This window comes from Pseudoalteromonas sp. S3785, assembly GCF_005887365.1.
In the GTDB taxonomy this organism is placed as follows: domain Bacteria; phylum Pseudomonadota; class Gammaproteobacteria; order Enterobacterales; family Alteromonadaceae; genus Pseudoalteromonas.
This window is the reverse complement of sequence record NZ_PNCT01000053.1, coordinates 1-18,128: the sequence shown is the minus strand read 5'-3', so window position 1 is coordinate 18,128 and position 18,128 is coordinate 1. Positions and strand designations below refer to the sequence as shown.

General features: G+C 43.0%; 16 protein-coding genes. 9 read left to right on the top strand and 7 right to left on the bottom strand.

Features of this window, described 5'->3' with window-relative positions; translation table 11 throughout:
- Positions 1–43 precede the first annotated feature (43 nt).
- The 7 genes from CWC17_RS13635 to CWC17_RS13605 all read right to left on the bottom strand — a co-directional run bounded on the left by CWC17_RS13635 (position 44) and on the right by CWC17_RS13605 (position 7,751).
- Entirely contained in the window at positions 44–814 is a 771-nt protein-coding gene (locus tag CWC17_RS13635) for an SDR family oxidoreductase (protein WP_138613437.1), read from the bottom strand.
- 9 nt (positions 815–823) lie between these two features.
- Positions 824–1,723, bottom strand: a complete 900-nt coding sequence (gene mmsB, locus CWC17_RS13630; protein WP_249935929.1) for a 3-hydroxyisobutyrate dehydrogenase — start codon at positions 1,721–1,723, stop codon at positions 824–826.
- A gap of 10 nt (positions 1,724–1,733) precedes the next feature.
- Positions 1,734–2,885 carry an enoyl-CoA hydratase/isomerase family protein gene (locus CWC17_RS13625; protein WP_138613433.1) on the bottom strand — a complete coding sequence of 384 codons (1,152 nt, stop codon included), beginning with the start codon at positions 2,883–2,885 and terminating at the stop codon, positions 1,734–1,736.
- A complete protein-coding gene (locus CWC17_RS13620; protein ID WP_138613431.1) occupies positions 2,885–3,670 on the bottom strand; it encodes an enoyl-CoA hydratase in 786 nt (261 codons plus the stop codon). Before CWC17_RS13620 ends, CWC17_RS13625 begins: the two co-directional genes overlap by 1 nt.
- 10 nt (positions 3,671–3,680) lie before the next feature.
- A complete protein-coding gene (locus CWC17_RS13615) occupies positions 3,681–4,838 on the bottom strand; it encodes an acyl-CoA dehydrogenase family protein (protein ID WP_138613429.1) in 1,158 nt (385 codons plus the stop codon).
- Positions 4,839–4,974: 136 nt separating this feature from the next.
- On the bottom strand, positions 4,975–6,465 hold the full coding sequence (locus tag CWC17_RS13610) for a CoA-acylating methylmalonate-semialdehyde dehydrogenase (protein WP_138613427.1): 1,491 nt from the start codon (positions 6,463–6,465) through the stop codon (positions 4,975–4,977).
- A 104-nt stretch (positions 6,466–6,569) separates the two neighbouring features.
- Positions 6,570–7,751: a thiolase family protein gene (locus tag CWC17_RS13605; RefSeq protein ID WP_138613425.1), complete on the bottom strand. Its 1,182-nt coding sequence runs from the start codon at positions 7,749–7,751 to the stop codon at positions 6,570–6,572.
- A 330-nt stretch (positions 7,752–8,081) separates the two neighbouring features.
- Between CWC17_RS13605 and CWC17_RS13600 the strand changes: the two genes are divergently transcribed.
- The 9 genes from CWC17_RS13600 to CWC17_RS13560 all read left to right on the top strand — a co-directional run bounded on the left by CWC17_RS13600 (position 8,082) and on the right by CWC17_RS13560 (position 17,670).
- On the top strand, positions 8,082–8,516 hold the full coding sequence (locus CWC17_RS13600; RefSeq protein ID WP_055016029.1) for a MerR family transcriptional regulator: 435 nt from the start codon (positions 8,082–8,084) through the stop codon (positions 8,514–8,516).
- Between the two features lie 50 nt (positions 8,517–8,566).
- Positions 8,567–9,742, top strand: a complete 1,176-nt coding sequence (locus CWC17_RS13595; protein ID WP_055016030.1) for an isovaleryl-CoA dehydrogenase — start codon at positions 8,567–8,569, stop codon at positions 9,740–9,742.
- Positions 9,743–9,752: 10 nt separating this feature from the next.
- Positions 9,753–11,372: a carboxyl transferase domain-containing protein gene (locus tag CWC17_RS13590; RefSeq protein ID WP_138613423.1), complete on the top strand. Its 1,620-nt coding sequence runs from the start codon at positions 9,753–9,755 to the stop codon at positions 11,370–11,372.
- Between the two features lie 12 nt (positions 11,373–11,384).
- A complete protein-coding gene (locus tag CWC17_RS13585; protein WP_138541892.1) occupies positions 11,385–12,155 on the top strand; it encodes an enoyl-CoA hydratase/isomerase family protein in 771 nt (256 codons plus the stop codon).
- An 8-nt stretch (positions 12,156–12,163) separates the two neighbouring features.
- Positions 12,164–14,155 (top strand): acetyl/propionyl/methylcrotonyl-CoA carboxylase subunit alpha, encoded by a 1,992-nt coding sequence (locus CWC17_RS13580; protein WP_138613421.1) that lies wholly within the window; start codon positions 12,164–12,166, stop codon positions 14,153–14,155.
- Positions 14,155–15,057, top strand: coding sequence for a hydroxymethylglutaryl-CoA lyase (locus tag CWC17_RS13575; RefSeq protein ID WP_138613419.1), 903 nt, complete (start codon positions 14,155–14,157; stop codon positions 15,055–15,057). The genes CWC17_RS13580 and CWC17_RS13575 overlap by 1 nt, the downstream gene beginning before the upstream one ends.
- A 45-nt stretch (positions 15,058–15,102) precedes the next feature.
- Positions 15,103–15,801 (top strand): CoA transferase subunit A, encoded by a 699-nt coding sequence (locus tag CWC17_RS13570; protein ID WP_055016035.1) that lies wholly within the window; start codon positions 15,103–15,105, stop codon positions 15,799–15,801.
- A 15-nt stretch (positions 15,802–15,816) separates the two neighbouring features.
- On the top strand, positions 15,817–16,473 hold the full coding sequence (locus tag CWC17_RS13565; protein WP_055016036.1) for a CoA transferase subunit B: 657 nt from the start codon (positions 15,817–15,819) through the stop codon (positions 16,471–16,473).
- Between the two features lie 315 nt (positions 16,474–16,788).
- On the top strand, positions 16,789–17,670 hold the full coding sequence (locus tag CWC17_RS13560) for a LysR family transcriptional regulator (RefSeq protein ID WP_055016037.1): 882 nt from the start codon (positions 16,789–16,791) through the stop codon (positions 17,668–17,670).
- Positions 17,671–18,128 lie beyond the last annotated feature (458 nt).

Sequence of the window (18,128 nt, the reverse complement as noted above, 5' to 3'; positions counted from 1 at the left end):
CGTTTGAGCTGTGCTTCCAATAATTAAAATGAGAGCTGACAAATTACAAACGAATACCGCCGTCTATTTCAACCACGCGGCCGGTAAAAAAGTCGTTTTCAATTATGTATTGTGCAGTATGGGCAATTTCGTCGCTTTCACCTAAGCGCCCTACGGGCGTGACTGCAAGCATGCGCTGTTTGGCTTCGGGTTTCATGGCGTCGGTCATGGCGGTGCTTATTACACCTGGTGCAATAGCGCCTACTCGTATACCAAAACGGCCAAGCTCTTTAGCCCATGTGGTGGTAAGTGCCACTACGCCAGCTTTTGATGCTGCGTAGTTTGTTTGGCCTATGTTACCTGCGCGCGCTACGCTTGACATATTCACAATCACACCGCCTTTGCCTGATTCAATCATGTGGCTTGCAGCTTCTCGCCCTGCTAAAAATACGCCAGTAAGGTTTACATCAATCACCGATTGAAATTGCTCAAGGGACATTTTTTTAACCACTTTGCCGTCTTTAGCTTTAATAAACATGCCATCGCGTAAAATGCCGGCGTTGTTTATAAGCACACCAATGTGGCCAAAATCACTATTAATGGTATTAAATACGTTTTCTACTTCGCTCTCAACTGTTACGTTTGCGGCGTAGCCTTTAATAGTGCCAGATACACCTTCCAGCTGTGTTAGCTGCTCGCACGCTGTGTTTAATAACTCTTGCGCCATATCTATAAGTGCAATGTTAGCGCCCATAAGGGCAAACTTTTGTGCCATTGCAAAGCCTAAACCTTGTGCACCACCGGTTATTACTACCGTGTTATTTTTAATTTCCACGCCTTGCTCCTACTTAGAAAACAGTTTAAAAATGGCACTAAAATCATCACTGCCTGCACCTTGATGCTGTAGCATAGTGTATAAATTTTTAGCCAGTGACCCCATTGGGGTTGAAGAATTACTTTGCTGCGCGGCTTCCATGGCAAGGCCTAAATCTTTAGCCATTAAATCGACCATAAAGCCGGGTTTGTAATCGTTACTTGCAGGGGCTGTATCCATTACACCTGGGCACGGGTTGTAAAGTTCAAGCGTCCAGTTACGGCCAGAACTTGCGGTCATTATGTCGCTAAGTACTTTAGGATCGAGGCCGTTATTTATACCCATTTGCAGTGCTTCGCTGGTGCCTGCCATTAAAATGCTTAGTAGCATGTTGTTACATATTTTTGCAACTTGCCCTGCGCCAATATCACCTGCATGGAATATGTTTTTACCCATATCATTAAGCACAGGTTGTGCGGTATTAAACGCAGCTTTACTACCCCCTACAATAAACGTAAGCGTGCCAGCCGCTGCGCCTGCAACGCCGCCCGATACCGGTGCATCTACAAAGCTAATACCCTGCTCGCCAAGTGCGCTGCCAACCACACGCGCCGAATCGGCATCTATTGTTGAGCAATCTATCACTAAGGTGTTTTTGCTCAGCACATTAATTAAGCCGCTATCGTCGTTATTGCCTAAATAAAGTGATTTAACATGTTTGCCTGCGGGCAACATACTAATGAGTATATCGGCATTGCTTGCACATGCTTTTGCATTATCAGCTGCGTGTGCACCTTTACTTGCAAGTTCATTTAAGACCGACTGGTTTAAATCGAATGCCGTAACAGTGTGACCGGCTTTAATTAAGTTAGCCGCCATAGGGCCGCCCATATTACCTAAGCCGATAAAACCAATATTGAGTTTAGTCATCGTCTTTCCTTTATGTGTGTGATGGCGTGTGTAAGCCATTGAGTGGGTGGTTTTCGCCAAAGCGATTAGCAAAAAAGCTGTCTATTATTGTTTGTGGTACATCACTCAGTGTTTTGTACTGCCAATTAGGTGCGCCGTCTTTATCTATTAATAGCGCCCTTACACCTTCTTGAAATTCTCCAACTTCGCCAGCGCGTACCGACATACCCAGCTCCATTTTAAAACACGCTAATAAGCTTTTGCCTTTACTGGCTTTTAATTGCTCACTAACCAGAGCACAACTTAGTGGGCAACCATGCTTAAGTGACTTTTGGGCGCGTTGCAGCCATTTATCGTCAGTAGTTAGGCCTAAAATAAAATCAACTTGTTCTTGTAGCGTATTAAATTCAGCTAATTTTTGAATGGTTGCTAAGTTAGCTTTAATATTACCTTTGGGCATTCGCGCAGATTGGTTATCTAAATCGGTTAATAATTTAGTTAAACGCTCATGATTTAAGCTTGGAGTTTTGCCCCACTTAGCAGCTAAAATTTGCGCTAGCATGGCATCGTACTTTGTGCTGTCGATAAAGTGATCGGCAAGCGATACAAAGCGTGCATCTTCACAATTAATAGAGGCCGATGTTAACCCTAAAAATAGGCCCACACCTTGTGGCATTTTATGCAAAAAGTAACTGCCGCCTACATCTGGGTATAAGCCTATGGTTTGCTCTGGCATGGCAATGCGCGATGTTTCAGTTACTACGCGGTGGCTAGCACCAGCCATTAGGCCTAAACCGCCGCCCATTACTATGCCGTTACCCCACACTAGAATTGGTTTATCAAAGGTATGGATAAGGTAATCAAGTTTGTACTCAAGGGTAAAAAACTCTTCAACTAGGCTTGTTGGCTTACCTTGCGCCATTGCATGATGCAGGCTTACTACATCGCCACCGGCGCAAAAGGCTTTATCCCCTGCGCCTTTTAAAATAACCATTGCGATTGCATCATCGTCTTGCCAAGCGCGCAGCTGCGGCTCGAGTAATTTGATCATGTCAAAATTGAGGGCGTTTAATGCTTTAGGTACGTTGAGTGTAATAAGCCCAATTAAGCTACCGTTTTCTGCGATTGCCGTTTCAAATAGCACGGGGTCGTCGGCATTATTTAATAACGTTAAATTACTCATTAGCCATTTACCCAATTAGCGCGGCGTTTTTCTAAAAAGGCATTTACACCTTCTTGCTGATCTTGTGTATCAAACAAACCAACAAATAATTCACGCTCAAGTGGTAATACACTGGCCATAGGTTGATGGCGCCCTTTTTGAATTAGTGTTTTACATACAGCTACCGAGCTTGGGCTTTGCTCGCTTACTTGGTTGGCAAGTTTTAACGCCGCTGCAAAGCTTTCACCTTGTGGTACTACTTCTTCTACTAAGCCTATTTGTAGGGCTTTATCGGCTTTTAAGCGCTCGCCACATAGAATCATGCGTTTTGCCCAGCCTTCACCTACAAGCCATGCTAAATTTTGTGTCCCGCCTGCGCATGGTAATAAGCCCACTTTTGCCTCTGGCAATGCCATTTGTGCTTGCTCTTCTGCTATGCGTATATCACATGCAAGCGCCACTTCTAGCCCGCCGCCCATGGCATAACCATTTATTGCTGCAACCGATACCCCTGTAAAATTAGTCAATGCTTCAAAGGCTTCACCAAACACACGCGACATATCAGCAGCAACGCCTTTATCGCCACTAGCAAATACGTTTAAATCGGCACCGGCGCTAAAAAACTTTTCGCCTTCGCCAGTTAGCACTAAAGCATAAATATTTTTGTTGTTATTAAGCTCGTTAACTTTGTTTTTTAAATCAATTAAGGTGTCTTTTGTCCAGGTATTAGCTGGCGGGTTAGACATAGTTAAAATAGCAACATGGCCTTCGGTTGTTAATTCAATACATGGCTTTGATTGTGACATAACTTGCTCCTTATAAAACGTCGCTTGCAGATTCAGCTAAAATACGGCGCGCTATAATTACGCGCATAATTTCGTTAGTGCCCTCTAAAATTTGATGAACGCGCACATCACGTACATGGCGCTCAAGCGGGTATTCTTTTATGTAACCGTAACCACCATGTACTTGCAGTGCCTCGTTACACACGGTAAAGCCAACATCCGTCGCAAAACGTTTAGCCATGGCGCAGTAGGTGGTTTTTTCACTATCGCCGGTATCAAGTTTAAATGCCGCAAGCCTTACCATTTGCCGTGCAGCGACAAGTTCGGTATTCATATCTGCAATTTTAAATTGCAAAGCCTGAAACGCAGCCAGTGGCTTACCAAATTGAGTGCGCTCTTTTAAGTACTCTTTTGCGGTGTTTAGCGCGGCTTGTGCAGTACCAATTGAGCACGTTGCAATATTAATGCGCCCGCCATCTAAACCTTGCATTGCAAATTTAAAGCCTTCGCCTTCTTTACCTAATAAGTTGTGCGCAGGTATACGCACATTTTCAAAACTAATTAAGCGAGTTGGTTGTGCGTTCCAACCCATTTTTTCTTCTGCTTTGCCGTATTCAACACCTTGTGCATCGGCTGGGACTACAAATGCCGAAATACCCGCAGCGCCTTCGCCACCGGTGCGCGCCATGACCACTAATGCTTCAGTTTCGCCTGCGCCCGATATAAACATTTTTGAGCCGTTAATAACGTACTCATCACCCTCAAGTACGGCTTTTGTTTTTAGTGATGCCGCATCTGAGCCCGAGCCTGGCTCTGTTAAACAATAAGAGGCAAGTAGTTCCCCCATTACTAGTTTTTCTACGTATGTGTCTTTAACTGCGTCGGTACCAAAACTTGCTACCATCCAGGTCGCCATATTATGAATAGTTAACATGGCCGTTGTAGCAGTACAGCCCATAGCAAGCTGCTCAAATATAATGCTTGAATCTAAACGTGATAACCCAAGGCCGCCGGCTTCCTCTGGCGTGTATAAACCACAAAAACCAAGCTCGCCTGCGGCTTTAATTGACTCTTTAGGAAAAATATGCTCGCGATCCCACTTTGCTGCATGTGGGGCAAGTTCTGATTCGGCAAATTGGCGTGCAGTTTCTGCAAAGGCGTGTTGATCTTCTGATAAGTTAAAGTCCATGTTAGACCTCTTTAATTGTGTTGTTAGTGTGCCCTATTGGGATAGGTGTGAAGAGCGGCAAAAGCTGATGTGTGTGTTCTAGTTGCTTGTCAGCGAGTTTAGCCTTTGCGCCCTTCTTTATTATTTTTAAGTGTGTTTATTTTAAATTAATGCTCATGTTTGGACCCGAAGCGATGTCGTCTTCAAACCAACGTGAGGTAATGGTTTTGGTTTCTGTGTAAAAACGTATACCTTGCTTACCATAAGTGTGAGTATCGCCGTAAAACGAACCTTTCCAACCTGTAAACGAGAAAAACGGCAGCGGCACCGGAATAGGTACATTAATACCCACTTGCCCGACTTCTATTTCGTGTTGGAATTTACGAGCGACAGCACCGCTTGATGTAAATAGTGATGTACCGTTACCGTATGGGCTTTCGTTAATAAGGGCAATTGCCTCTTCTAGCGTATCTACAAACATACAGGCAAGCACAGGACCAAAAATTTCTTCTTTGTATAAATCCATTTCTTTTGTTACATCGGTAAATAAGGTTGGGCCAACCCAGTTACCTTGCTCAAAGCCCTCTACTGTGAAGTTTGACCCGTCAATTAAACAAGTAGCGCCTTGCTCTTTACCGCTTGCTATAAGCGATAAAATACGCTCTTTTGCGGCTTTTGATGTTTGTGGGCCGTAGGCAGCGTTTTTATCATCCCACACGCCTGGGCGTACGTTTTCAAACCCTGCTTTTATTTCATCTACCCACTCGCTTGCTTGGCCTACAAACACAGCAACCGAAATACCCATACAGCGCTGGCCTGCGGCACCAACCGATGCGCCAACAAGGTTATTTACAACGTGAGATTTACTCGCATCTGGCATAATAACCATGTGATTTTTTGCACCTACACACGCTTGCACGCGTTTAAGGTTTTGTGTGCCTTTAGAATAAATATACGCACCTACGCCACACGAACCTACAAACGAAATTGCACGTACTGCTTTATCTTCTAGTAGGCGATCTACTTGTGGTTTTGTACCGTGTACAACTTGTAATACGCCTTTTGGTGCGCCGGCTTCAATAAATAGCTCAGCTAAACGCATAGGTGTAAGTGGGTCTTGCTCAGACGGTTTTAAAATAAAGGTGTTACCACACACAATAGCCAGTGGAAACATCCAAAGTGGGATCATCGCCGGAAAGTTAAACGGAGTAACGCCTGCACAAACGCCAAGAGGCTGCATATAAGAGTAAGTATCGATTTTACGGGCAACGTTTTCCATTGTTTCGCCCATCATTAATGATGGTGCGTTAGCTGCTTGTTCTACTACTTCAATACCGCGCCATACATCGCCTTTTGCATCTTCAAATGTTTTACCTAGTTCGTGGCAAATAATGGTCGCAAGCTCATCGTGGTTCTCTTTTAATAGCGCCGCGTATTTCATCATAATGCGTGCACGCTCGGTAATCGGCACATCTTTCCACGTTTTAAACGTTTCAGAGGCCGAGGCAATGGCTGCATCCATTTCTGAGTCGGTAGTGCATGGAACTTGTGCAAGCACTTCTTGGTTTGCTGGGTTAATTACATCAATAAGCTCGTTTGAAGCCGATTGAACAAATTCGCCATTTATAAGTAGTGGAACTTGGTGCATGGGTAAATCCTGTTGTTAGTGTGTTCTTTTAAAAAAATGGCACCGTTTTGTTATTAGTATGAGTACGGTGCATTTTAGTTGCTGTCAGTTAATTAACTGCTTTGTTAGTAAGCCTCTACAGCCATGGCTACGGCTTCGCCGCCACCAATACATAAAGACGCAATTCCTTTTTTAAGGCCACGGTTTTTAAGTGCGTGAATAAGCGTGACTAAAATTCGCGCGCCGCTGGCACCAATTGGGTGTCCAAGTGCACACGCGCCACCATTTACGTTTACTTTGCTCTCATCAAGCTTTAATTCGTTAATGGCAAGCATAGTGACCATGGCAAACGCTTCGTTAATTTCCCAAAGGTCAACATCAGTAGTTGCCCAGCCTGCTTTTTCAAGCACGCTGTTCATTGCGCCCACAGGTGCTACCGTAAATTCACTAGGTTTTTGAGAGTGCGTACTGTGCGCTACAATTTTACAAAGTGGTGTTAAGCCTTGCGCTTTAGCTTTTGATTCGCTCATTAATATAAGTGCTGCACCGCCATCAGAAATTGACGATGAATTAGCCGCCGTAATTGTGCCGTCTTTTTTAAAGGCTGCACGAAGACTAGGAATTTTTTCTGGGCGTGCATTACCCGGCTGCTCGTCAATCGATACGGTTACATCGCCTTTACGGGTTTTGATGGTGTGCGGGGCAATTTCGTTCTCAAAGCTGCCATTTTCAATTGCAGTATTAGCTTTACTTAGCGAGCCTAGTGCAAACGCATCCATTTGCTCACGGCCAATGCCATATTCATCGGCGGTGTCTTGTGCAAAACAGCCCATTGCTTTGTTATCGTAAGCATCTTCTAGGCCGTCGCTCATCATGTGATCTTTAATTTCACCGTGGCCCATTCGCATACCGCCACGCGCTTTAGGGATAAAATACGGTGCGTTGCTCATGCTTTCCATACCGCCGGCAATTGCGCTGCTAATTGAGCCCGCTTTAATTAAGTCGTTTGCTAGCATGGCTGCTTTTAAACCAGAACCACATACTTTATTAATGGTAGTGGCACCGGTACCCAGAGCAAGGCCTGCTTTTAACATGGCTTGGCGAGCAGGCGCTTGGCCAAGGCCCGCTGGCAATACACAGCCCATAATTACTTCATCTATTGCATCATTAGCTAAACCAGTTTGTGCCAGTGCACTTGCAATGGCGGTAGCGCCAAGCTCGGTAGATTGTGCATCGGTTAATGCGCCCATAAAGCCGCCCATAGGCGTACGCTTAGCTGCTACAATTACCACTGATTCTAAAGTCATAACTAACTCCGTTGTATTTTTATGCAAATAGTTGTTAGAATATTTGCTCTATTAATTTAGTATTCATTTATTATTTAATACCCATACACAATACTAACGTTTACGCTAACGTCAACTAAAAACAGCTTATTTTTTAGTTTTAAAAGTGTAAGGTTTATTTTCCAATAGCGAAGATAAGTTACAAGAACAAAAATAACCAATTGAATACTAATAACTTAATTTAACATTTCACCCTATCACTCCATTATAAACTGTTTCATAACATATCGAGCTTTACCTTTACGTAAACTTCACTTATATTGGAGTTATTCGAATGAGGTAAACACAACTATGAAACCAGATAATCAAACAAACTTTGCAAGCTCTGCTAAAGCACCAAGCAGTAACGATCAAACTTTTAGCATTAGTGATTTAGCTAAAGAGTTTGACATTACTACCCGCTCGATTCGTTTTTACGAAGACCAAGGTTTAATTACCCCCGAGCGTAATGGCCAAACCCGTATTTATTCAAAACGCGACAAAGTTCGCTTAAAACTTATTTTACGTGGCAAACGCCTAGGTTTTACGCTGGCCGAAACAGGCCGTTTGTTTGAACTGTACGACGCTGACAAATCAAGCGCTAAACAGCTGGTTACTATGCTCGATTTAATTGCAGAAAAAAAAGCTGACCTTTCTCAGCAAATGGACGACATAAAAGTTGTGCTTATGGAATTAGTTACAGCGGAGCGTCGCTGTAGAGACACGCTTAATAAAATAGACGAGTAGCCTATTTTAAAAATAAAAACACACTGATAACACACAAACAGGAATGAATCATGAGCACTATTTCACTTTATAAAGAGATGAACTTTGGCCTAGGCGAAACCGCCGATATGATCCGCGACCACGTCAATAGCTTTGCGAGCCAAGAAATAGCACCGCTTGCAGAACAAACCGACATGGAAAACGCGTTTCCTAATCAGCTTTGGCCACAAATGGGCGAAATGGGTGTACTGGGCATGACCGTTCCTGAAGAGTTTGGCGGGGCTGGCTTAGGGTATTTAGAGCATGTAATCGCCATGGAAGAAATTAGCCGTGCGAGTGCTTCAATTGGCTTAAGCTATGGTGCACATTCTAACTTGTGTGTTAACCAAATTAACCGTAACGGTAACCAAGCACAAAAAGAAAAATACCTACCTAAACTGATCAGCGGCGAACACATTGGTGCCCTTGCCATGAGTGAACCTAATGCAGGCTCTGACGTGGTGTCGATGAAACTAAAAGCCGAGAAAAAAGGCGATAAGTACATTTTAAATGGCAATAAAATGTGGATCACCAACGGCCCCGACGCACACACGTTTGTTATTTACGCAAAAACAGATTTAGAAGCTGGTGCTAAAGGCATCACCGCATTTATTGTAGAAAAAGGGTTTGCTGGTTTTTCTACTGCGCAAAAGCTCGACAAGCTAGGTATGCGTGGCTCAAACACCTGTGAATTGGTGTTTGAAAACTGCGAAGTACCCGAAGAAAACATTTTAGGTAACCTAAACGAAGGCGTTAAAGTACTTATGAGCGGCCTTGATTACGAACGAGTAGTACTTGCTGCAGGCCCGCTTGGTATTATGCAAGCCTGTATGGATATAGTTGTACCTTATATTCATGAGCGTAAACAGTTTGACACCCCTATTGGCCAATTTCAGTTAATTCAAGGCAAAGTAGCTGACATGTATACGCAGATGAACGCAGCACGCTCATATGTTTATACCGTTGCAAAAGCCTGCGACCGCGGCGAAACCACCCGTAAAGATGCTGCCGGCGCTATTTTATACGCTGCTGAACTTGCCACTAAAATGGCCCTTGATGCCATTCAAATATTAGGTGGTAACGGCTACATAAATGAATACGCTACCGGGCGCTTACTCCGTGATGCCAAATTATACGAAATTGGCGCAGGTACATCAGAAATACGCCGTATGCTTATTGGTCGCGAACTATTCACTGAAAGCCGCTAAGGATTAAATTATGACGATATTAAAATCGAGCGTTAATCCTCACGATCCTACTTTTGTGCAAAATCATAAAAACATGGCGGCTTTAGTTGATGATTTACACAGTAAAGTTGCAACAATTAGTTTAGGCGGTGGAGCTGCACTCAAAGAGCGCCACGAAGGCCGAGGTAAATTATTTGTACGCGACCGCATCAGCACTTTATTAGATGAAGGCTCACCGTTTTTAGAAATCTCGCAATTTGCAGCCTATGGTGTGTACGAGCAAGAAATTGCCTGTGCAGGTGTAGTTGCCGGTATTGGCCGTGTTAAAGGTATTGAATGCATGATCATTGCAAACGATGCCACAGTAAAAGGCGGTACGTATTTTCCGCTGACTGTGAAAAAGCACTTACGCGCACAAGATATAGCCGAGCGCTGCCACTTACCATGTATTTACTTGGTAGACTCTGGCGGTGCTAACCTGCCTGAGCAAGACGATGTATTTCCCGATAAATTACATTTTGGCCGAATTTTTTACAACCAAGCCAGAATGTCGGGTAAAGGCATTCCTCAAATTGCTGTAGTAATGGGTTTATGTACTGCTGGTGGTGCCTACGTACCCGCTATGGCTGATGAAAGCATAATTGTAAAAGAGCAAGGCACAATATTTTTAGCCGGCCCGCCGCTTGTAAAAGCTGCCACAGGTGAAGTTGTCAGCGCCGAAGAATTAGGCGGCGCAGATGTGCACTGTAAAACATCAGGGGTGGCCGATCACTATGCAGAAAATGACGAGCATGCGCTTTCTATCGCTCGCCAATGTATTGAGCGTATTAATTATACGCGCCCTACAGCGCCGTTACTTAAACAAGAGGTAGAGGATGTAAAACCACCAAGATACGATATAAACGAGCTTTACGGCATTGTAGGCACCGATCTTAAAAAACCATTTGATGTGCGTGAAGTTATTGCCCGTACGGTTGATGATTCATCGTTTGATGAATTTAAACGCTACTTTGGTGAAACACTAGTAACGGGCTTTGCCAGTATTTATGGTAACCCTGTAGGTATAGTGGCTAATAACGGCATTTTATTTAGTGAGTCGGCGCAAAAAGGCGCGCATTTTATTCAATTATGTGCACAGCGCAATATTCCTTTAGTGTTTTTACAAAATATTACCGGCTTTATGGTAGGTAAAAAATACGAATCCGAAGGCATAGCAAAACACGGTGCTAAAATGGTGATGGCAGTATCGTGTGCCGATGTACCTAAATTTACAGTATTAATTGGTGGCTCTTACGGCGCGGGTAACTACGGTATGTGTGGCCGTGCATTTGAACCTACCATGATGTGGATGTGGCCTAATGCCCGTATTTCTGTAATGGGTGGCGAGCAAGCCGCGGGTGTAATGGCACAAGTTAAGCAAGATGGCTTAGCACGTAAAGGCCATAGCATGAGCGAGCAAGAAGTTAACGATTTTAAAAAGCCAATTATTGACCAATACGAAGAGCAAGGCCACCCGTATTATGCAAGCGCGCGCTTGTGGGACGACGGCATAATTGACCCTGCAGATACCCGTAATGTATTAGGCCTTGCTTTAAGTGCAGCTAAAAATGCACCACAGCAAGACTCTAAGTTTGGCGTATTTAGAATGTAACCGGAGCGCAAAATGTCAGTAACACTACAAATAACAAAATCTAATGTGGCTGTACTTGTTTTAAGCCGAGTTGAAAAACGTAATGCTTTTAATAGTGAAGTAATACATGAGCTAATTCAGTGCATAGAGCATGCAAATACGCTGGATATTCGCGCTTTGGTTTTAAAAACTGAGGGTAAACATTTTTCAGCAGGCGCCGACTTAGCCTGGATGAAATCTATGGCTGATAACAATTACGCCGATAACCTTGCCGATTCTATGCAGCTTGCTAAATTAATGCAGGTATTAGCGACCTCTCCTCACCCTACTGTATGTGCAGTGCAAGGCGCGGCATTTGGTGGCGCTTTGGGCTTAATTGCCTGTTGCGATATTGCTCTGAGTAAAGACGATGCCCAATTTTGCTTAAGCGAAGTAAAACTAGGCCTTATTCCTGCGGTAATTAGTCCGTATGTAATTAAAGCAATTGGTGAGCGCGCGGCAAGGCGCTACTTTTTAACTGCCGAGGTGTTTGATGCCCACACAGCAAAGCAACTTGGTTTGGTTCATCAGGTTACCGGTAATTTAGACTGTGCGCTTGACAACCTTCTGCAAACATTAATCGATAATGGCCCTGTCGCTGTAAAAGCCGCTAAATCGTTAATTAATGATGTAGCAAATAAGCCTATTAATGATGAACTTATTGAGCTTACGGCCGAACGTATCGCAAACATTCGGGTATCGGACGAAGGCCAAGAAGGACTCAGTGCCTTTTTTGATAAACGCCCTCCCGCTTGGCAACTGTAGGATTAACTATGAACACACACACATTAAAAAAGATACTCATTGCCAACCGCGGTGAAATTGCGTGCCGAATAATGCGCACTGCAAAACAAATGGGCCTAATAACGGTGGCCGTTTATTCTGATGCCGATAAACACGCACAACATGTAAAAATGGCGGATGAGGCCTACCATATTGGCCCAGCGCCAAGCAAAGATTCATACCTTGTAACAGATAAAATTATACATATTGCGAAAACAAGCGGGGCCGATTGTATCCACCCTGGCTATGGTTTTTTATCTGAAAACAGCGAGTTTGCTAAAGCCTGTGAAGCCAACAATATTGCATTTATTGGCCCATTGGCTAGCAGCATAGAAGCCATGGGTTCTAAAACTCGCGCTAAAGAAATTATGGCCACTGCCAATGTGCCATTAGTGCCAGGTTACTATGGTGATAATCAAGACCCTGCTTTTTTACAATCTGAAGCTGAAAAGATTGGCTACCCCGTACTCATAAAAGCGGCCTTTGGCGGCGGCGGTAAAGGTATGCGTGTTGTTGAGCAAGCTAAAGACTTTATAAGTGCACTAGAAGGCGCACAGCGTGAAGCAATAGCTGGTTTTGGTAACGACTTAGTACTGCTTGAGCGCTATGTTAACCAGCCTCGCCACGTTGAAGTACAAGTTTTTGCCGATAACCACGGTAACTGTGTGTATTTAGGGGATCGGGATTGCTCATTACAGCGCCGCCATCAAAAAGTAATTGAAGAAGCCCCAGCGCCAGGTTTAAGCGATGAACTGCGCAAAGAAATGGGGGAAGCCGCAGTACGCTGTGCCCTTGCAATAAACTACCGAGGTGCAGGTACGGTTGAGTTTTTACTGTGTGGCGATGAGTTCTTTTTTATGGAAATGAATACGCGTCTGCAAGTAGAGCACCCAGTAACAGAAATGGTCACCGGCGTAGATTTAGTTAATTGGCAAATTAATATTGCGGCTGGGCAAACTCTGCCGTTAACGCAATCTGACATACAACTACAAGGCCACAGCTTTGAAGCGCGAATTTACGCAGAAGACCCAAGTAACGAGTTTATTCCTTGCTCTGGCGTAATCGAATCATTAAATACACCGCTTAACAACGAGTTTGTACGTATAGATACTGGCATTGCACAAGGTGATGAAATAAGCCCGTATTACGACCCGATGATTGCAAAACTTATTGTGCATGATGATAATCGCGAGCAAGCATTAGGGCGTTTACGCCAAGCACTTAAGCAATTTCACTTAGCGGGTTTTAGCACGAACATTGGCTTTTTACATAATTTAGCAAGCCACCCTAGGTTTGCTGAAGGTGCGCCAAGTACTCACTTTATTGCCGAGCAAGGCGATGCATTGGTAAGTGTTGATAGCGCCGCGCTTGAAAAAGCACAACTCATTGCAGCTTTTGCCTACCTTGAAACGCTTAGCGCTAAAAACGAAGCTGTTCAAAGTGCAAGCCCGTGGCAGCAACTGAGTGGCTTTACGCTTAACGCCCCACAAAAAGTAGATGTTCCATTTAAAGACTTAACCATCAGTGGTGTTAAAACTAAAACGGGTTATGTTGTAACGCATAATGAAAAGTCGTTCGATATAGCAGGCTCTGTAAACCAAAACGTATGTAATGTGTTTATTGATGGGGAAAAATTTACCGCCCATGTTAGCCACTTTGATAGCAGTATTAGCGTGATGTTTGCTTCGCTACAAATTAAGCTTGCTTTAAACACTAAACATTACATTAGTAGCCATGAAAACGACGCCCTGCCCCTTGCGGCGCCACTTAATGGTACTGTGGTTAAGCATTTAGTTGATGTAGGCAGCACCATCACCAAAGGCGATGCCGTAGTGATTATTGAAGCCATGAAAATGGAATATACACTCAATGCACCGCACGATGGTATTTTACAAAGCTACTGCTTTGATGAAGGTGAATTAGTTTCGCACGGCGCTTTATTAGCAATTGTAGAAGACACCACGGCGCAGGAGGCATCGTAATGGCGGCCTTCCCCAGCGAAGTTAAAATTGTTGAAGTAGGTGCGCGTGATGGCCTACAAAACGAAAAATCGGTTACTGCATCTGACAAAATTTCATTAATAAATGCACTTAGTGATGCTGGCTTAAAAAATATCGAAGCCGGCGCCTTTGTATCGCCTAAGTGGGTGCCACAAATGGCCGATTCAGCCGAAGTAATAACGGCGCTTAATTTACCCCATGCAAATTTAAGTGCGCTTACACCCAACTTAAAAGGTGCCCAAGCGGCCCATGCCGTTGGCATAAAAGAATTTGCCATATTTACCGCTGCAAGCGAATCGTTTTGCCAAAAAAATATAAATTGCAGTATTGAACAAAGTATTGAGCGCTTTAGCGAGGTTATGGCCTTTGCAAAAGCCAATAACATACGTGTACGCGGTTATGTGAGTTGCGTGCTCGGTTGCCCTTATGAGGGGGAAATAGACCCGCATAAAGTACTTAGCGTTTCGCAAAAGCTTTTAGATTTAGGCTGCTACGAAATAAGCCTTGGCGATACCATAGGTGTTGGCACTGCAAACAAAGTTACTACGCTTTTAACACTTTTACTTGATCATATTGAAAAATCGAAACTGGCGGTGCATTTTCATGACACGTACGGGCAAGCGCTCACAAATATTTACGCAGCGTTAAGCTTAGGTATAGCAACGGTTGATGCAGCTGTAGCTGGCCTTGGCGGCTGCCCTTATGCCAAGGGCGCGTCAGGAAATGTTGCCACCGAAGATGTGGTTTACTTACTCAACGGGCTTGGCATCGAGCATGGAATTGATTTACAAAGGTTAAGTAGCGCTGGTTGGAAAATTACGCAAGCACTTGGCAAAACGCCTGTAAGCAAAGTTTCAATTGCATTAGGCAACACACAAAAATAATAGCTTAACTCGCCAATTGGCAGTTAATACAATGAGGAGAGACTCATGGCCGGTTTTGATAAAGTGGTTTCTAGTTACGAAGCTGCAATGGCAGGTTTAAAAGATGGCGATACCATAATTGCTGGCGGTTTTGGCTTATGTGGTATCCCAGAGGGCTTAATTAAACAAATTAAGCAAATGAATACCAAAGAGCTAACCGTGGTTTCTAACAATTGCGGTGTGGATGACTTTGGATTAGGAATTTTACTAAAAGATAAACAAATTAAAAAAGTAATCGCCTCATATGTAGGTGAAAATGCCTTGTTTGAGCAGCAATTATTAAATGGTGAAATAGATGTAGAGCTTACCCCGCAAGGTACACTTGCAGAAAAAATGCGCGCCGGTGGTGCCGGTATCCCTGCATTTTATACTGCAACAGGTTACGGTACGCCTGTTGCTGAGGGTAAAGATGTTAAAGAGTTTAACGGCCGCCCTTATATTTTAGAAGAGTCCATCACGGGTGAATTTGCTATTGTAAAAGCATGGAAAGCAGACCGATATGGTAATTTAGTATTTAGGCACACTGCCATGAACTTTAACCCTATGGCGGCAACAGCAGGTAAAATTACCGTTGCTGAAGTAGAGGAAATTGTAGAGCCAGGCGAACTAGAACCAAGTCAAATTCATACCCCTGGTATTTTTGTAAACCGCGTTATTAAAGGTAACTTTGAAAAACGCATTGAACGTGTAACAACACGAGATTAAGCAGGAGCAGACGTTATGGCATTATCACGTGAACAAGTTGCAATGCGTGTTGCACAAGAACTACAAGACGGTTACTACGTTAATTTAGGCATAGGAATTCCGACACTCGTCGCAAACTTTGTACCAGAAGGTATAGAAGTTATGTTACAGTCCGAAAATGGGCTTTTAGGGATGGGACCATATCCCACTGAAGCCGAACTAGACGCCGATATGATAAACGCGGGTAAAGAAACCGTGACAGCTGCAACAGGCGCAGCCATATTTAATAGTGCAGATAGTTTTGCCATGATACGGGGTGGTCATGTAGACTTAACAGTTCTGGGTGCATTTGAAGTTGACCAAAGTGGCAACATTGCCTCGTGGATGATCCCAAAAAAGCTAATTAAAGGTATGGGCGGCGCAATGGATTTAGTTGCAGGGGCAAAGAATATTATTGTTACTATGACCCATGCCAGTAAACATGGTGAGTCTAAACTGCTTGAGAAATGCGCTTTACCGCTAACAGGCGTTAACTGCGTAAAAAAAATAGTAACAGATTTAGCCGTACTTGAAGTTAAAGACGGCGCTTTTCATTTACTTGAGCGCGCACCAGGCGTATCGGTAGATGAAATTATTAGTAAAACAGCAGGTAAATTACTTGTTGACGGTGAAGTGCCAGAAATGGTTTTTTAACGCTTCACCATGTACCGACCTCATTCCCAGTGCCAATGGCGCTGAGTTACCCAAAATCCCTCGCTAGAGGGATTTTTTTTGCCCGCTTTTAATTTTTTTCACTTTTAATACAGTTGTAGTAAATATTATCTATAATACAAATAACTTTAAATGTAAGCGCTTAAATTTTTTGCACTAATTTGTAGATAGTCTGCACCTTTTTTGTGAACTAGCGCTATATTTAAAATTAAACTATTGATATTATTAATTTAAATTATTGGTTCGATTATTGCCTAATAAAGGCGTCTTTAATTAATTAAACGATTTTTGGAAAACATGCAAACTCCTATTCGAGGCCTCCGCTCTTTTTGCTTTGCAGCAAAAAGCTTAAGTTTTAAACATGCAGCTAAAGAGCTGTACCTTACCCCCTCTGCGGTAAGCCATCAGATTAAACAGCTTGAAGAACAGCTTGGTATTGAGCTATTTCAGCGACAAACTCGTTCCATTAGTTTAACCGCTGCAGGTAAAAACTTTTTTGATGCTATTTCACCCATTATTTATACACTTGAAAACACCATCAACGAATTTAGTCAGTTACAGCAAAATACTAATATAACCATTACGCTGCCTGAGTTTTTTGCCAGTGAACTACTCATGCCTAAGCTTAGTGAGTGGACCTCAGAGCATCCAAATATAAACCTGCAAATGGATACGCTTAAAACCCGTAAAGAGCTAACCCGGCACAGCGATTTATCGATTGTTTTATCATCTAGTAAGCCTACAGAAGGCCTGACTACAGAATTATTTAATCTTGAATATATTCCTGCGTGTAACGAAGCACTGTTAAAACAGTGGAAAGACGATCATTGCCAAGCATTAAATCAAGTCCCCCTAATTCTGCATAAAGCAAGACCATGGGCATGGCACCAATGGGCTGAAAAAGCGGGCATAGATGACTTTTCTCCTACACAAATTATCCAAATTGATAGTATGTTTGGGGTCGCTCGCGCTGCCCAGCAAGGTATAGGTATTTCACTTATACCGCTACCTATCAGCCAAAGCTGGTTTGATGAAAAATGGCTTTATAAATTGTTTCAGCAGCCCCTTACAACTAAAGATAAATACTACTTAGTGCAGCACGAAGCTAATACGCCCAACCCAGCACTGGATTTATTTGCTAAGTGGGTGGTATCTACATTTAGCAACATTCAAGGTTAGTGTTGAAATAATATACGCCATGGTATTTTTGTTTGGTTACTCCCCTACTTTTAGTGTGCAGCACTTAGCATGTACTAAGGCTGCACATAGTAAACTTTAGTCCTTCATTATTTTTTACGCTTACCCATAGCGTTTAATCATTTATTATTAATTATATTTTTTTATTTAATCTCTTACTTTTTACTGCAAGCGAGCTGTTGAAAATTAACTTATCAAAAATCAACAGCATAGAGGAAAAGCCTAGACTAAAGTCTATAGCTTAATTTTTTTCACTTATTGGTTTTATTTTTATCGTTTGTCTGACAAATACGATTATTTTAAAGTTAACCCATCAAAAGCAAACAGCTAGACATGTTTACTAATTAGATAGTATTTACTGTTTTGCACCAAATAAATGCAACCTTTTTAGATGTGATAGCTCTAATAAGGTAAGAAAAGAATCTTATATTGTGTGTGTA

Bases quoted from the DNA above. Each gene is read 5' to 3' on its own strand.
- mmsB (WP_249935929.1), bottom strand. From the start codon at position 1,723: ATGACTAAACTCAATATTGGTTTTATCGGCTTAGGTAATATGGGCGGC.
- CWC17_RS13625 (WP_138613433.1), bottom strand. From the start codon at position 2,885: ATGAGTAATTTAACGTTATTAAATAATGCCGACGACCCCGTGCTATTT.
- CWC17_RS13620 (WP_138613431.1), bottom strand. From the start codon at position 3,670: ATGTCACAATCAAAGCCATGTATTGAATTAACAACCGAAGGCCATGTT.
- CWC17_RS13615 (WP_138613429.1), bottom strand. From the start codon at position 4,838: ATGGACTTTAACTTATCAGAAGATCAACACGCCTTTGCAGAAACTGCA.
- CWC17_RS13610 (WP_138613427.1), bottom strand. From the start codon at position 6,465: ATGCACCAAGTTCCACTACTTATAAATGGCGAATTTGTTCAATCGGCT.
- CWC17_RS13605 (WP_138613425.1), bottom strand. From the start codon at position 7,751: ATGACTTTAGAATCAGTGGTAATTGTAGCAGCTAAGCGTACGCCTATG.
- CWC17_RS13600 (WP_055016029.1), top strand. From the start codon at position 8,082: ATGAAACCAGATAATCAAACAAACTTTGCAAGCTCTGCTAAAGCACCA.
- CWC17_RS13595 (WP_055016030.1), top strand. From the start codon at position 8,567: ATGAGCACTATTTCACTTTATAAAGAGATGAACTTTGGCCTAGGCGAA.
- CWC17_RS13590 (WP_138613423.1), top strand. From the start codon at position 9,753: ATGACGATATTAAAATCGAGCGTTAATCCTCACGATCCTACTTTTGTG.
- CWC17_RS13585 (WP_138541892.1), top strand. From the start codon at position 11,385: ATGTCAGTAACACTACAAATAACAAAATCTAATGTGGCTGTACTTGTT.
- CWC17_RS13580 (WP_138613421.1), top strand. From the start codon at position 12,164: ATGAACACACACACATTAAAAAAGATACTCATTGCCAACCGCGGTGAA.
- CWC17_RS13575 (WP_138613419.1), top strand. From the start codon at position 14,155: ATGGCGGCCTTCCCCAGCGAAGTTAAAATTGTTGAAGTAGGTGCGCGT.
- CWC17_RS13570 (WP_055016035.1), top strand. From the start codon at position 15,103: ATGGCCGGTTTTGATAAAGTGGTTTCTAGTTACGAAGCTGCAATGGCA.
- CWC17_RS13565 (WP_055016036.1), top strand. From the start codon at position 15,817: ATGGCATTATCACGTGAACAAGTTGCAATGCGTGTTGCACAAGAACTA.
- CWC17_RS13560 (WP_055016037.1), top strand. From the start codon at position 16,789: ATGCAAACTCCTATTCGAGGCCTCCGCTCTTTTTGCTTTGCAGCAAAA.